This is a genomic window from Ruegeria sp. CF1 (genome assembly GCF_056537445.1).
Map to the genome: position 1 here is coordinate 1 of NZ_JBQFRN010000005.1, position 15548 is coordinate 15548.

A 15548-nucleotide genomic window follows, 5' to 3' on the forward strand; every position below is an offset into this window, starting at 1 on the left:
TGAGGGCGGCCCGCCTGGGGGCTTTGCGCCACATAGGGTGGGTCAAATTTAAATGCTGAAACCGGGTCAGTTTTGAACGCTCATTGACAGCGCTGGTATTTGGAACGCCGTCTATTGTGGCAGCTGTGTTCGACACAATGTTGGACAGTTTGCCCCAGGTTGTGCAACGCTAAGACGCATAACACAATGCTAAGGGAGGTAAAATGTCAGATACAAGTCAAAAAAAGATGCTCGACCCAGACCCTCGCGTCTGGGATTTCGAGACCGAATATGAACTCGGACAGGACAACATCAGACCTCTCGGGTTGGATATCCATAACCCTGTCTTCATCGTCTCTGGTTTGCTGATACTGGGCTTCGTGATCGTGGCATTGGCCAATCAGGAAGCTGCCGCAGCATTTTTTGGTTGGCTGCGGCCGTGGCTGACAAGCACTTTTGATTGGTTTCTCGTGTTGTCGGTGAATGCGATCACCTTATTCTGCCTGGCCCTCATTGTCTTGCCGGTCGGAAAGGTCAGAATTGGCGGAAAAGACGCGAAGCCCGACTACTCGTATGCGGGTTGGATCGCAATGATGTTTGCCGCAGGGATCGGGATCGGTCTACTGTTTTTCGGTGTCTTGGAGCCTGTGTACTACAACTTCTCGGAAGATGGGAATGCGCGCCCCTTAAACATCGACATCAGCGAGCCCGGCAATGAGTATATTGGTGTTGTTGGTACGATCCATCACTGGGGTCTCGAAGGCTGGGCCGTGTACGCTGCAGTGGGTCTGGCACTGGCAATTTTCGCATACAACTTGAATTTGCCGCTAACGCTTAGGTCGGCCTTCTTTCCGCTGCTTGGTGAACGTGTCTGGGGCTTCTGGGGGCATGTCATCGACACGCTGGCCGTTTTTGCGACCCTCTTCGGACTGACGACCTCATTGGGCCTTGGTGCGCAACAGGTTGCCGCGGGTTTGAATGAAGTGTTTGGCATCACGCCTTCACCGACATTGACCGTCATCATCATTGTCGCGATCACGCTCATTGCACTTGGTTCTGTTTTGTTGGGAATGGACGCCGGTGTGAAACGGCTATCCGAGATCAACATGATAATGGCTGTGTGTCTGTTTATTTTTGTGATCGCGGTGACCGGAGTGGCGGCTGCAATTGCTCGTTACGTTTCAGTCATGGTTGACTATGTCACGCTGCTTCCTGCGCTCTCAAATCCCTTTGGCAGAGAGGATACCAGCTTTTTCCATGGGTGGACTACGTTCTACTGGGCATGGTGGATTGCATGGTCTCCTTTCGTGGGAATGTTCATTGCCCGGATCTCTCGGGGTCGTACGGTACGTGAGTTTGTGCTTTGTGCCCTTATTGCTCCTACGGCGGTCTGTGCATTGTGGATGTCCACTTTTGGAGGGGCCGCGATTGACATGCTGAATGCAGGTAGCGCTGAAGGCGTCAAAGCAACAGTCATCGACAGTTATGCGCCAGAGGGCGCCCTGTTCGGTTTCCTCAAGGAGTTGCCTCTGTACAATATCGTCGCCCCTATCTCGCTGATTTTGATTGTGATCTTCTTTGTCACGTCATCTGATTCAGGGTCGTTGGTTATCGATACGATCACCGCAGGCGGTAAACTGGATGCACCTGTCGTTCAGCGTGTTTGGTGGTGCACTCTGGAAGGTTTGGTTGCCATTGCGCTTCTTCTAGGCGGTGGATTGAACGCCCTACAAGGGGCTGCCGTATCAATGGGGATTCCATTTACACTGGTGATCCTCATTATGTGCTACTGTTTGTGGTTGGCTCTGCGATCCGAATACAAAAAGCTGTAGCAAGCGGACTAAAGCAATGATGGCTTCCTTAAGAGAAAAGGGAGCCATCACATCAATTTACCGAGGTTTTTGAAACGACTAGTGTCGGACAACAAAAACCGAACAACTGGCGTGTGTTACTACGTGGCTGGCGGTCGTTCCCAGCAGGTAATCCTGGATCTTTGGGTTGGCCGCCTCCATCACGATCATATCCACGTTGCGTTCATCGGCGAGCTTTACGATTTGGCGATGCACAGCACCGGTTCGAACGACCGTTTCTAATTCAACGCCTTCTGCCGGGTGATCTTCTACAAACTTCTCCAATTGCTCGCTCCAATAGCCAACAGAGTCGCGAATATTCAAGTTTCGCTCCATTTCTGGCGCAACTGTCACTACGAGAAGCCGCGCCTCTCTGCGTCTGGCCATCGCGATTGCTTCTTCGTAGGCGCTGTAGTCCAACCTGACGTGACGAAGGTTTATCGGGCATAGGATTAATTTCGCATCTCGTGGCATTTTCACCATCCCGTTTCACGCATTTGGCCGATAAGTATTGAATGACTTTGCAAGGCGGACAGTCAAGAGCGACCGCGTTCCATAAACAGCAGCCGCTTTGTCCGCACCTTTCCCGTTCATGGGTCTCAAAATTTCGCCGTTGCAGCGAATGGCCGTTAAGCGGGCTGCGACTGCAGCATCCGGTGGGTGGGTTGAGAGTCCGCAATGGGCCGTTGACCAATTCGCGCTACAGTGTGCATGCTTCTTCTGCTCGGAGGTCTGCAATGTGCCCGAAGTCAAACTTCTGCGATTGCACCATTCTGGTCGTTCTGCACTTCAGGCGATAGTGATGAACCGATCACGGCTTCCGGTTTCAAGTGTGTTCAAGCCAGTTCAGTTTGAAAATCGTATGTTCCCCTTCCAGGCCTTTGAGCGGAACTGTTATTTGCTCGGCAAACTGGAACTCCTGTGACCCGCCCACCATGATCCGTGTTGCATCCGAAACGCGAATATCACTGGGTGCTGCAAGGGCCGCTATACGTGCAGCTTTGTTGACAACAGTTCCGAAGTGATCAGCATCGGACGTAATCACTTCACCGGTGTGCAAGCCAATTCGGACCTGTAGCTTTGGTTCGTTGGTTTCCGCCGAATTTGCCCGTTGTATATTCTGAGCAGCCAGTAGCGCTGCCCTTGCGGATGCAAAAGACGACATTACGCCGTCTCCCAGTGATTTTACTAAACGTCCACCGCTTTCAACAATTTGTGTTTCGACTAGTCGCAGATGTCTTCCGAGAGCGTCTGTCCAAAGTGTATCTCCTATAGCCTCCACAATTGTCGTGCTATCCGCTATGTCAGTAAACATAATGGTCGCAATCCCACTTTGCCCGAGTTCGTAGGGTGTAGAGAGGGCGGCATCGAGCAACTCTTCAAAGCCTCTGGCCTCGTATCCGAAGCCTTCGACGTTGTTGACTGGAATGGAATTGTGAACGTGTACGATCTTCCAGGAACCTTTTTCGAGTTTCAGAATGACTGTGGAGCGCAGATGCGCGGACTGCCCTGTCTCAATGCCATCAATCCTTGCTTCCCATTCCACCCAACCAAGTGATCCGCATTCAAATCCTCTCAGTTCCTTTGCGTTCCACCGGAATCGTGGGACTTCTCCGATGTATTGCTCCATACCGCGACGCAGAGCATCACCTTTCCAGGCCTCACCTTGGGCTGAGCCGAAATATGACAAGGCAGCATCGTCAGAAAATAGATGTGCCACCGTCTCACCGTCGCCCCGGCCATAGGCGTTAATCCAACGTTCGACAATCGCTGCAAGTTCCGGGGAGGGGCTTATCGTATCTCTCATGCCAGCCATGATAAGAACTTCGCGCCGTATCTCATAGGGTCTGATGAACTGAACTTAGTCACAACTGTCAAAATTGGTGGAGCCCTTGCTTTAGGGATAGTAAAACCAGTTGACAGCCAGAGCATCAACGTTCGTCGTGATACCGATGCGCTGGTATCGCAAACGGGCTGTCGTCAACGCTAGTGAGACAGTCGTTTAAGACATTCACCACACGCCATGCAAACTATGTTCAGCGGACGAAATGATTGGAATCGTGCTGAACGACTTTAAGGTCATTTGGCAAAGCTCGGTAGGCGTCCGTTATAAGCCCAAAGCGACTGAAGCAACGTTTGGTTGAAAAGATGATCGTGTGGTGGTCTCAGTCGACAGCAGGTCAATCAGTAATCTGGTTTCAGAGTGCGCAGTCGAAAGAGGTCTGTTAATCTCACGGCAGTGTCATCTTCTATGTAGGAAATTTACGTGCTCAGCCCGAGAAAGCCCGGAAACGAGAGACAAGGCATCGCATGCGCGGGAAATTGGATCCTAGACACGGTGCACACAATTTCGCATTGGCCAGAAAAGTCAGGACTGGCGCTTATTGAAAACCAGCATATCGACCTTGGCGGCGGACCGGCCAATGTTGCATTGGGTTTGAAAGCTATGGGCGTTTGTTACCCGGTGATCCCAATCGGGCTAACCGGCGCGGGAGCTATGGGCGACGAAGTCTTGCGTCTTTGCGCCGAGGCGGGGCTACCGGTGAACGGCCTGCAGCGAACTACACGGGCAACAACATCACAAACGCATGTAATGAACGTGCAGGGCGACAGCCGCACGTTCTTCCACCACCGTGGTGCGAACAGTTTGTTTGACGCTTCGTCGATAAAAATTGATGAGTTATCGGCCGCCGGAGTTAAGCTCTTTTATCTTGGTTATCTAACTTTGCTCGATAAGCTGGATGAGGTTCTGCCGGAGGACAAAACCAGGGCCGCACTGGTTTTGTCGGACGCCAGAGCTGCGGGCATGCTAACCTGCGTTGACCTCGCATCTTTCAGATCCGGGGCATACAGAGACATCGTGTCAAAGACGCTTCCGGAAATCGATTTTCTGTTTGCGAACGAACTTGAAGCCGAGGAGGCGACAGGTATCAACCTGACGCAGAGAACTGATCCCAACGAAATGATAAAAGCGGCTCGCATCCTGAAGTCTGGCGGGGTCAACCGGGCTGTCATAATCCATAGCCCGACACAAATTGTATGTTGTGAGAACGAGGTTGAAATCGCTTTCGCACCGGACTCTATACCTGCGGAGCAAATAATCAGCCCGGTGGGCGCTGGTGACGCTTTCTGCTCCGGCGTTGTCCATGGAATCCACGAAGACTGGCCAATTGAGAATTGCCTCAAATTTGGAGAGAGGGCCGCCGCCGCCTGCCTGTCCGGGCATACAGCCACTGATGGGTTAAAAACGTTCTCGGTGCCGCAGACCCCACCATAGTGAAACCACTCGGACCGAAGGCAAGTTAGTGCGCTGAGCCGAACTTGATGTCGTCTGAACCGACCCTAAAACCTACCGAAACCGTCAGATGACCGGACTGAGCCCGAAAGGGCCCAATGCTGCGCGTTCAACGAAGGTCAGCTTGACGAGGCAAAGCGCCAAACGTTTGCCCGACGAAATTTGAACATAGGCGCGAAGCCATCCTCATGCTAATTTTAGAGAGGATTTGTAGGGCGGGAAGCTGTTGGATCGCCAGCACACAAAAGAGATTGACCGTGTCTTAAGCGGGTTCGATACAGGGAGAGACCGGCTTGTCGCGGACAGCTGGCAGCGCTGTGTTGAAACCTATGGTATGGATCCCTCACGGCAGGAACCCGCGCATATCCTGCCTGACACCAAATTCCGTGAACATCTGGAGCAATCCGAACGTCTGATCGCAACAGCGCGCTCGGGGCTGCAATCGTTGTTTGCGCAGGTTGCAGGGCAGAACTACGTCCTACTGCTTGCGGATGCAGATGGCGTCTGCGTCGATTTCTTTGGCGACCGGAACTTTGAGGACGAACTCAGAACTGCCGGTCTTCATCTGGGATTCAAGTGGACGGAAGAGTTGGCAGGAACGAACGGGGTAGGGTCGTGCATCGTTACAGGTCAGCCGGTGACGATCCATCAGGGGGATCATTTTTCGATCACGCATACGCCGCTGTCTTGTACGGCAGCGCCTATTTTCGATACCAAAGGTGGTCTTGCGGCTGTTCTGGATGTTTCGTTGTTGCGTGGACCTTCGCCTAAGGCGTCGCAGAATCTGGCCATGACATTGGTGACGAATTCCGCCCGTCGCGTCGAGATGGCAAACCTGATGGCATCGACTAGGCGCGATTGGGTCCTGCGCTTTTCAGCCAGCCCCGAGTTTCTTGAGGTCGATCCCGAAGCAGCGGTTGCCGTGGACGGCAGCGGCAAGATCATCGGTATGACCTCGGGGGCCCGACGCGCACTGGACCCGGACGGTTCGGGCCACCTGATCGGGTCGCAATTGCAGGACTGGCTTGAAATCAGTGTTGATGACATGCCGGAGTTCATGCGCGGCAGACCGTCCGAAGACCGCGTTCTGCACCTCAAGGACGGGCGCGCGCTCTATGGTCATGCCGTTGCGCCACAGACGTCGCAGATGACGGCGGCCCTGCGCAAGCGAGAACAGGTTCTGCCCGGAGCACTTGGCAGTTTTGCGGGGCCGGATGCGGACCTTCAGCAGCTTTTGAACAATGCTGCGCGTCTTGCACCGACCAGCCTGCCGCTTTTGCTGACCGGTGAAAGCGGCACGGGCAAGACCAAACTGGCGCGTGCGATCCACATGGCCGATCCTGCGAGACAGGATTTCCACACAGTGATCTGCTGCGATACCGAGACATTCGATTTCTGCCAAACCATCGACCCCGGCACGCTGTTCCTGCGCGGTGTTGAAGACCTGAGCGAGCCTGCACAGGCCTCTCTTTTAGCAGTGCTTGAGCGGCGGGCTGATCTGAGGATCATTGCCTCATGTCGGCAGCCCCCGGCGGGATTGCAGGGCGGTCTGCGTGAAGATTTGCTGCACCGGATTGCGGGGGCCACATTTTCTCTGCCGCCTTTGCGCCACCGGGCGGATCTGGATTGGCTGATTGATCGCCTGCTTCGACGGTTTGCAAGCCATGATATTCACCTGTCGACAGTCGCGCGCGCCGATCTGAAATCACGACTATGGAGCGGCAATATTCGTGAACTGGAACATCTGCTGCACAGCGCGGTCGCCCTGTGTCAGGACAACATCATCGACTTGACGGATTTGCCAGCCCCGGCGCTCGCCCCTGCGCAAAAGCTGGACTCAGATGATTTGGAAGCACTGCTGCGTGCTTGCGATTGGAACATGTCTCAAGTGGCGCGACGCCTTGGCGTGAACCGGTCGACAATCCTGCGCCGTGTGCGAAAGGCCGGGCTTATTCCACCTGCATAAACGCACATGCCTTCGTGTTGCGCCCTTGTTGCGCGCGCAACAAGTCTTGGTGTTTTTGGCCTAGGTCAAGCGTTGAGCCGCCAAATCGACTTGCCCGAAGGGCCGCGGATTTGCCAGCCTTTTGCACCGTGGAGATAGGGAGGATGAAATGCTCGACACAACACTCTCGGATCAGGTGCAGGGGTTCCTGGATGACTTCGGTGCGGCTTTGTCCCAAGGCGATATTGATGCCGCCTGCGATATGTTTCAGGACGATTGCTATTGGCGCGATCTGGTCAGCTTTACCTGGAATATCAAAACGGTCGAAGGCAAGGCGCAGGTGGCAGATATGCTCGCGCATCAGTTGGCCACAACCAAGCCGAGCGGTTGGAAAATAGCCGAAGGTGAAGTGCCCACTGAAGACGGCGGAATAACCACCGCATGGATCGAGTTCGAAACCGAAGTGGCACGCGGCTATGGGTTAATCCGCCTCAAGGATGGCAAAATATGGACCTTGCTGACGACGATGGTCGAGCTAAAAGGTCATGAAGAGCCCAAAGGGTTCAACCGCCCACTTGGGGCCAAGCATGGTGCGGGCAAACACAGGACCACATGGGCGGAAGAACGGGCCCAGGAAGAGGCTGAACTGGGCTACAAAACACAGCCCTACTGCGTCATCATCGGCGGTGGTCAGGGTGGGATCGCCATGGGTGCGCGGCTGCGACAGCTCGGCGTCCCGACGATCATCGTTGAACGGAATGACCTGCCTGGCGACAGTTGGCGTAATCGCTACAAATCCCTCTGCCTGCATGATCCGGTCTGGTATGACCATCTGCCTTATATCAAGTTCCCGGAAAACTGGCCCGTGTTCTCGCCCAAGGACAAGATCGGCGACTGGCTTGAGATGTACACCAAAGTGATGGAGCTGAATTATTGGACGCGCACGACGGCCAAATCCGCCACCTTCGATGAAGACAAGGGCGAATGGACCATCACGGTGGACCGGGATGGCGAAGAGGTGGTGTTGCGGCCCAAGCAGCTGATCATGGCGACGGGTATGTCCGGCAAGAAACGCATGCCTGATTTTCCGGGTATGGATGTTTTCAAGGGTGAGCAGGCACATTCCTCGGAACACGACGGGCCGGCCAGATGGGCAGGCAAGAAAGTTGTCGTGGTGGGGTCCAACAACTCGGCCCACGACATCTGCGCCGCGCTTTGGGAAAACGATGCCGATGTGACAATGGTGCAGCGGTCCTCGACGCATATTGTCCGCTCGGACACCCTCATGGAAATCGGACTGGGCGATCTCTATTCTGAACGTGCGGTGCGGTCTGGCATGACAACCGAAAAGGCCGATCTGATCTTTGCATCGCTGCCCTATCGCATTCTGCATGAATTCCAGATTCCGGCCTATGCCGCGATGAAAGAGCAGGACAAAGAGTTCTATGATGGTCTGGAAAAGGCCGGGTTCTGGCTGGATTGGGGCGACGACGACAGCGGGCTGTTCATGAAATACCTGCGTCGCGGATCGGGCTATTACATCGATATCGGTGCCAGCCAGTTGATCATTGATGGCGAGATCAAGCTGAAACGCGGTCAGGTCACTGCGCTTGATGAAACCGGAGTTATCCTTGATGACGGCACGCATCTGGATGCCGATCTGGTGGTCTATGCGACCGGGTATAACTCGATGAACGGCTGGGTCGCAGACCTGATGGGTCAGGATATGGCAGATCGGCTTGGGAAATGCTGGGGTCTGGGCTCTGACACAACCAAGGACCCGGGACCCTGGGAAGGCGAGCAACGCAATATGTGGAAGCCGACACAGGTTCCAAACCTTTGGATGCATGGTGGAAACCTGCATCAGTCCCGGCATTATTCACAGTTCCTGTCGCTGCAAATAAAGGCCCGGTTGGAGGGTATCCCGACGCCTGTCTACGGCCTTCAAGATGTGCATCACCTCAGTTAAAGCATGCGCTACAACCAAGAAGTGGACTTTCAATTTATTCGATTGAAAGTCTGCTTTGGGCCGCTCGTGAAGGTGGCCCAGCAGAGTGGAACGCCGGATGCTGCAGCGCCTCCTATGACCGCGAAGAGCCCAAAGCGGATGTTAAAAAGAGCATCTTTTCTGACCCTTGGTAGCCGGTGGGCGCAGATGCTGGTATTCAGAGCATAAGGTAGCCCTATGAGGTCATAAATGCAGAGATCACTGGCATTAGTCTCAACCATCCTCCTTTCAATTCTCGCAACGACAGCCAGTGCAACGGAAGACATCAGGCTTGTTGTGCAAATCACAGTTGATGGACTGCGCGGAGACTTGATTTCTCGTTATGAGGCCGCCTTCGGCGAAGCCGGCTTCAAAAGGCTTATGGAAAGCGGCGTCTGGTACACTGACGCTCATCATCGTCACGCCAACACCGAAACCATTGTTGGCCACGCGACACTCGCTACAGGAGCCCATCCCTCTGAGCATGGAATGATTGGCAATGCCTGGTTCAACAGGGCTGAAGAGCGATTGGGATACAATATTGAAGATCCGGACTACCCGATGCTGCCGGTCCCAGGCTTCGGTGGAGACGTTGATCAAGTCGACCCGACACAAGCCGCTGCTGCTACTTCGGGCCGTTCTCCAGTTAACTTGTTGGCGACGACTTTCGGAGACGAACTGGTGAAGGCCAATGCAGGTCGATCAAAAGTGTTTTCTGTATCTGGTAAAGACCGTTCGGCGGTTGCAATGGCAGGGCATTCTGGAAAAGCTTTATGGCTGTCGGCGGCAACAGGGGCATTTGAAACAAGTAAATTTTACTATGACGCTTATCCAGATTGGGTTCTCGATTGGAATTCCAAACGCCCCGCAGATGCGAAAATCGAAAGTGAGTGGTGGCCGGAGTGTTCAGACGCACCGTACCTAATGGAAAGAAAGGAACGCTCCTTCGTAACGAACCTTGGTACGTTCGGTCGAACTTTCCCGCATTTCTATGGGACGCCAGACGACGGGCTTTACTACACACAAGTATTATTGTCGCCGCATGGGGACCGGATCACAGCCGATTTCGCAAAAACTGTAGTCAAAGAAGAAGGGCTTGGAGAGGACGAATGGCCAGACTACCTAAGCGTCAGTTTTTCTGGCGTTGACGCGACCAACCATTTCTTCGGACCTTCCAGCCTAGAAAATGAAGAAATGGTGCGTTGTTTGGATGAGACACTGGCAGATTTCTTTGAGTTTATGGATCGAGAGGTTGGGCGTGAAAACTTGCTTTACGTACTTTCCGCCGATCATGGCATGCCGGAAGCGCCAGAAGAGATGGCCGAAGCTGGTCTTTCAACCTTCCGTAACTCAACCGAAGCATTGATGATGGACGTGAATTCGGTGATCGCCGATGAGTTCGGAGTGGAATCCGCAATACAGTTCTTTTTCCGCCCTTACGTTTATTTGGACAATGGCGCGATAGAAGCGTCAGGCGCCGACAGACGCGTAATCGAGCGACATATCGCAGAAAAACTGATGGCTGCATCTGGCATTGACCTTGCGATGCCGACCGAACCGCTTGCTGAACAGCGAGGGCATACTCTGGAGGAGCAGATCCGGCGAAATTATCACCCAACGCGCTCTGGCGACATTTACGTTGTGCAAACGCCTTATTCATTTCTCTTTGAAGATGGCCCGATTGCCGTTATGCACGGATCGCCTTGGCGCTATGACACACATGTTCCGATCATTTTCGCTGGTCCAGGCATCAAGCCCGCTCGCGTCAGCCGTCCTGTTTCAACGGTGGACGTGGCCGTCACTCTGAGCACTATTTTAGGTATCAGCCAACCTAGCAGTGCTGCTGGTGAAACGCTTACCGAGATTGGCATTACAGATCCATGAGTGGTCTTGTCCTTTTATCGGATGCCGGACTGTTAAGTGTGTCGCTATGGTTGGCTGTGTTCTTTGGCCTAGTCTGCCGAGTTTGGCGAGATTTGGAGAATGACCTCAACGAACGTCAGGTTTGTCCCGCATCTTACCAGTTCAGGCAAGGTGCCGCGAAGGGTCGGTTTTCAACACGTCCTGCTCGGAAACTTCAATACCGCCCTGTTTTGCACCGAGCCTTAAACTGGTCCTGCAGTATCAAAAGTACTTTCTACGTAGCCCCTACACGCTGTGACCCTCATCTTCATGGATGTGGGCAACCTGTTCGCGGGTTTGGGCAATCTCCTGCACCACGGCGGCAATCTTGCCGGGCGAAACCTGGTGCAGCTCACCGACAACGGCCTCGGCGCGCTCATAGCTGTCTGGAACGCCCCGGCTGTTGAAATGGGCATGAACGGTGGAAATGTCCGCGTCTTTCCAAGTCGCCGTTGTGCCAACCGAAACGCTGTCATGATCGTTGTAGCGGGCCAGGAAGGTGTTTCCGTCGAGACCGAAGCTGTGCGCGGTCGCCACAATGTCATCACGCACAGCCAGCCATTTTTCAGCCTCGGACGGGTCCAGGTTGTCCAACTCGGCCGCATTCATGGATGTGGTGTAGCTGTCATCAGCCAAAGTGTATGCCTGCAGGTCGGTGTCATATGGGCGCAGTTCGGCAACATCGCCTTTCAACTCCCCGATCTGAACGTCCATTGCGGCACGCAAGTGCGGATCTTCGACCTCTCGTGCAAGAGCCTCCATGTTCTCGATGGAGTTCACGATGTCCTTGGTCTGCTGCTCGTAGTTCTCAAAGATGGCCTCCCCCAAAGCGGATTGCATATACTGAACATAGCGATCACCGGGCGACTGGTAGTCGTCGGAACCCTGAAAACTTTTGTCGCCCGACAGATCCGCAAGGGACGAATAGTAGGGGTGATACAGGTCGTATTCCTGAGCATCACTCATGTGTTGAGACACCAATGCCTGCATATCGTTCAGATCTACCGGCTCCCCTGACCGCTCCGCAGCCTCCAATTCGGTTTTCAGTTCTTCGACCAGATCTTGTTGCGCCGTATGTTCGTCAACACGGCGGTTGGCCTGGTCCTCGATATCAGCCAGTCGGCCACCGATGGCGGCATTGTCATACCCCATACGCCGATGCTCTTTCGTGATGATGTCGATCTGCTCAGAAACGCGATCTTCACGCGGGGCGGATTGATCAAATCTGGAATAGGGTGCGAAGTGTTCGACTTCGTTCAAAAGATAGTCTGTACGGGAAACCATAGTTTTTCCTTTGCGAGTTGATGGATAACTCTGTGATGGATCTGCCTGGGGCGTTGGCGCGCGCATCAGGCAGACCGGATGACGTCCTTACAAGCTGTGTCCGGTATCATTACCGCGCCCTTGCAAGAGCGGGTGCGTTGCATGGGCGTGAACCTCTGAGAGTTCTTCGGAGATTGCGATGATCCTGGAAGACGCAAGCTGGTGCAGCTCATCAACAACGGCCTCGGCGCGGTCAATGCTGTCGGACAATCCTTGCGCCTGGAAATGGGCTGCTGTGGTCGAGATATCGTCGTTGCGCCACCCCATTGTTGTGCCCAAAGTGACGTTGTGATGATCGCCAAAGCGGGCAACAAACGCCTCGCCATCGAGGCCGTAGCTGCTGGCCGTGTCGGTGACTTCCTTGCGGATCGCCGCCCACTGTTCGGCCTCTGGATAATCCAAGATATCCAGTTCGGCGGTGTCCATCATCGTGGAATACCGCCGGTCTTCGATGATGAAAGCTTGCAGATCAGGATCGTTGGGCCGCATATTCGCGACGTCGCCTTTCAGCTCACCTATTTGAATATCCATTGAGGCGCGCATGTGTGGATCTTCGACCTCGCGCGCCAGTCCTTCCATTTTTTTGATGGACTGCAGAATATCGGCGGACTTCTTCGACCAATTGTCACTGGCATCCTCGCCCAGAGTATCCCGCATGTAGGCGTCATAGCGCACTGCTGGCGGCAAGTAGTTTTCGGACGCCTGGAACGCCTTGTCATCGACAATGTCAGCAAGGGCCGACAGATACGGATGGCTCTGTTCGTTGTCCCGAACGTCGCTGATATGGGCAACAACCTGTGCCGTCAGTTCGGGCGCTATTGTTTCCTCGGACCCACCCGTTTCGATGTGCCGCCGCAGGTTGCTCATAACCTCGGGCGACACATAAGACGGGTCTCCCGGCGCGCCATAGTCATCAAAATGATGGGCTTGGTCCAATAGGTGTTCCATGCGCGAAACCACTGGCTCCTCTCCCTCTACGAGTTGGATGGCAAACTCTTCGATCCGGTCTTTGACGGCGTTGGCGCGCTCATCAAACAGATCCGACATTCTTGCGATGGAGAGAGTCATCACATCACCGGCCATGTCGCGGGCCGTAACTTCAACCTCCGGAGTGCTTTCAACAAGTGATATTCCGGCCTGAACTTTCCACGTGTCGGTCTCAACTTCCTGCCGCAAACCGCGCTCAAGGCGGGTCGTCGCGGTCAGCTCAATGCCGTATCCTTCGGCAACCTCGACCTGGATGGCGCGCTGAACATCTATGTTCATGTCGCTGCTCATGCCCATAGCGAGCCACTGCCCATGCTCGACACCTCGGTTGTTCACAACGATGTGGACATGGGGGTTATCGGTGTCGTTGTGGAACACAGTCAGATAGTCCCATGTATCGCCAAAATCACCGCGTCCAAACAGACGATCCGCGAACTCCAAACCGGCCTCATGAGCGGCGTCCGGATATGTGCCTTCGGGAAAAGAAACGATCATGTGACGGGTGTACCCGTAGTTGGTTTTCCCGTTGAAATCCTCGGCCCAGGTCTCGATCAGATCACTGACCTGATCCGCATCGAGCGGGGTCACGCCATTGTCCCGGATGTCCAATATGCCCTCTGCCCTGACGGTCAGATAGTTGATCTGGCGGCGCAGCTCATGGGCGTTTTTCACCCCGCCTTTGCGGACGTGTTTCACAACCGCTTCAGGCTTTCCGACCACAGCACCAAGCCGCGCCTTGATGGACGACGCCCGGGAGATCATGAACTTCATGCGCTTGGCAGTCTGCAGCTGCTGGCTGATCTGCTTGGACCGATCGATACCCTTCTGCGCTTCCCGGAAGGCAAGCTCAAGGAAATCCCCTGCTGTGAGATCTCGGGTCGCGGCGTTCATTCTCCAGGTGCCCAATCGTCGTCGCGCAAGATCCGGCGAATGGCAGATTCCGGCTCTCGGTTTCGGCGGGCGGCAGTGATCATCGCTTTCAGGTCTTGCCGGTGCTGGATGATCGCACGATGGAGATTTTCGACATCGCGCCGGTCGTCATCCGTCCAGATCACCGTGCCGCGCTTGGCCGATTTCGCCAGTTGATTGAGGTTGGTGTATCCACCCTGAACCTGCCGCAAGTGCGTCTGCCAGAGATCCACAACAGCGGGGTCAGGATCGAGATACCCGATCAGACGATAGATCAGACGCTGGATGATCTGGTTGCGGCTCTTGGCCCCAAGCGACTGCACGGCCTCTTCCAATCGCGCCAACGCATCTGACGGCAATCGAACAGAGAAGACAGTGGTGTCGCCGGGCTTGCTCAATATATACCTCAGGTTGTATTTTTAGCTTGTAACACAACTACCTTATCCTGTCATACACTCCAAGAGGAAACCGGGGGTGATTTTAGAAATCCGTATTTTCTCAAATCGCCCGCGGAATAGTTTTGCTCTTGGAGGCACTCTCCACGCCGGGAAAAAGGGTCCCGCCCCTTTTCCAGCCAGCAGGCGTGGGTGCCGGTGGACCGGCGCAGGGCAATCACGCAAAGCGGGAGCTGCCCGAACAGCGCCCGTCACATACCGGCACGTTCAAGGTCAGTATGGCATTTTCCGCGCGCCTCAGCGCGCTCGATTTCCCGCTGTTTTCGCGGCGGGTTTGGCAGGGTTGTCTGCTCCATCGTTGAGGCAGGTCATCATCCCTGCCCGATCTTAGGACCGCGCGCCACCTGTGGCGCATATGTGGTTCGGCCTGCGGCCGGAGCAGAAGAAAGGGCGGCTTGCGCCGCCCTGCCCTCTCGTCATTCGGTGACGGGATCGTGGTCGTCCCGCTTCGGGAAGGCCACCATGTCGACGCCAGGGAACATGCTGTGCTTGACCTGGATCGAGGTGATGTTGCCTGTCCCATCGGTATTGACGAAGAGCACCCCGCATCGATCCCAGAATGTCTTGCCTTCTTTTTCACCCGTCTTGACGTTCAGTTTCAGTGTTTGAGTTGCCATTGTTTGATCCTCGCTATGGCGTGTTTCGATGAACATGGGAAAAGCGGGCATCAAGGGGACGTCAGCAGGGAATTTGGTCCGCGCGGAATGCGCCGCAGGCGCAGGGGAAATTCCCTGTTGAAGCGCGGTGCCCGACCGGGCACCGCGCGTCTTCCCCGACTGCCCGCTTATGTTCATCACCTCAGAAACACGGCAGCCGAGGATCATCTCCGGCAACGGGTTTGAAACTGTCAGGCCAAGTGAAAAGGCAAGACTTTCTGGGATCGCTGCGCACGGGTCATCCGAACAAAGCGATGTGG

Annotated in this window: 11 protein-coding genes; 5 read left to right on the top strand and 6 right to left on the bottom strand. The window is 54.7% G+C overall.

What is annotated here, in order from left to right; genetic code table 11:
• The first annotated feature begins 203 nt into the window (after positions 1–203).
• On the top strand, positions 204–1811 hold the full coding sequence (locus ACRZ96_RS10600; RefSeq protein WP_480814480.1) for a BCCT family transporter: 1608 nt from the start codon (positions 204–206) through the stop codon (positions 1809–1811).
• A gap of 78 nt (positions 1812–1889) precedes the next feature.
• Here ACRZ96_RS10600 and ACRZ96_RS10605 read toward each other — a convergent pair whose 3' ends face one another.
• Together ACRZ96_RS10605 and ACRZ96_RS10610 are read right to left on the bottom strand one after the other, a co-directional pair.
• Positions 1890–2249 carry a universal stress protein gene (locus ACRZ96_RS10605; protein WP_480814481.1) on the bottom strand — a complete coding sequence of 120 codons (360 nt, stop codon included), beginning with the start codon at positions 2247–2249 and terminating at the stop codon, positions 1890–1892.
• Between the two features lie 406 nt (positions 2250–2655).
• On the bottom strand, positions 2656–3636 hold the full coding sequence (locus ACRZ96_RS10610) for a nuclear transport factor 2 family protein (protein WP_480814482.1): 981 nt from the start codon (positions 3634–3636) through the stop codon (positions 2656–2658).
• 531 nt (positions 3637–4167) lie between these two features.
• Here ACRZ96_RS10610 and ACRZ96_RS10615 point away from each other — a divergent pair.
• From ACRZ96_RS10615 to ACRZ96_RS10630, 4 genes are all read left to right on the top strand, one after another.
• Complete coding sequence (locus ACRZ96_RS10615) at positions 4168–5106, top strand: carbohydrate kinase family protein (RefSeq protein ID WP_480814483.1); 939 nt, start codon at positions 4168–4170, stop codon at positions 5104–5106.
• A 241-nt stretch (positions 5107–5347) separates the two neighbouring features.
• Positions 5348–7090, top strand: a complete 1743-nt coding sequence (locus ACRZ96_RS10620) for a sigma-54-dependent Fis family transcriptional regulator (protein ID WP_170533786.1) — start codon at positions 5348–5350, stop codon at positions 7088–7090.
• A gap of 148 nt (positions 7091–7238) precedes the next feature.
• A complete protein-coding gene (locus ACRZ96_RS10625) occupies positions 7239–9038 on the top strand; it encodes an NAD(P)-binding domain-containing protein (protein WP_475163779.1) in 1800 nt (599 codons plus the stop codon).
• Positions 9039–9266: 228 nt separating this feature from the next.
• A complete protein-coding gene (locus tag ACRZ96_RS10630; protein WP_480814484.1) occupies positions 9267–10940 on the top strand; it encodes an alkaline phosphatase family protein in 1674 nt (557 codons plus the stop codon).
• 264 nt (positions 10941–11204) lie between these two features.
• Here the strand turns inward: ACRZ96_RS10630 and ACRZ96_RS10635 are convergent, their stop codons facing one another.
• The 4 genes from ACRZ96_RS10635 to ACRZ96_RS10650 form a co-directional block, all read right to left on the bottom strand.
• Complete coding sequence (locus ACRZ96_RS10635) at positions 11205–12242, bottom strand: hypothetical protein (protein WP_480814485.1); 1038 nt, start codon at positions 12240–12242, stop codon at positions 11205–11207.
• 87 nt (positions 12243–12329) lie between these two features.
• Complete coding sequence (locus ACRZ96_RS10640; RefSeq protein WP_480814486.1) at positions 12330–14159, bottom strand: relaxase/mobilization nuclease domain-containing protein; 1830 nt, start codon at positions 14157–14159, stop codon at positions 12330–12332.
• On the bottom strand, positions 14156–14575 hold the full coding sequence (locus ACRZ96_RS10645; protein WP_480814487.1) for a ribbon-helix-helix protein, CopG family: 420 nt from the start codon (positions 14573–14575) through the stop codon (positions 14156–14158). The genes ACRZ96_RS10640 and ACRZ96_RS10645 overlap by 4 nt, the downstream gene beginning before the upstream one ends.
• A gap of 473 nt (positions 14576–15048) precedes the next feature.
• Complete coding sequence (locus ACRZ96_RS10650; RefSeq protein ID WP_480814488.1) at positions 15049–15249, bottom strand: hypothetical protein; 201 nt, start codon at positions 15247–15249, stop codon at positions 15049–15051.
• Positions 15250–15548 lie beyond the last annotated feature (299 nt).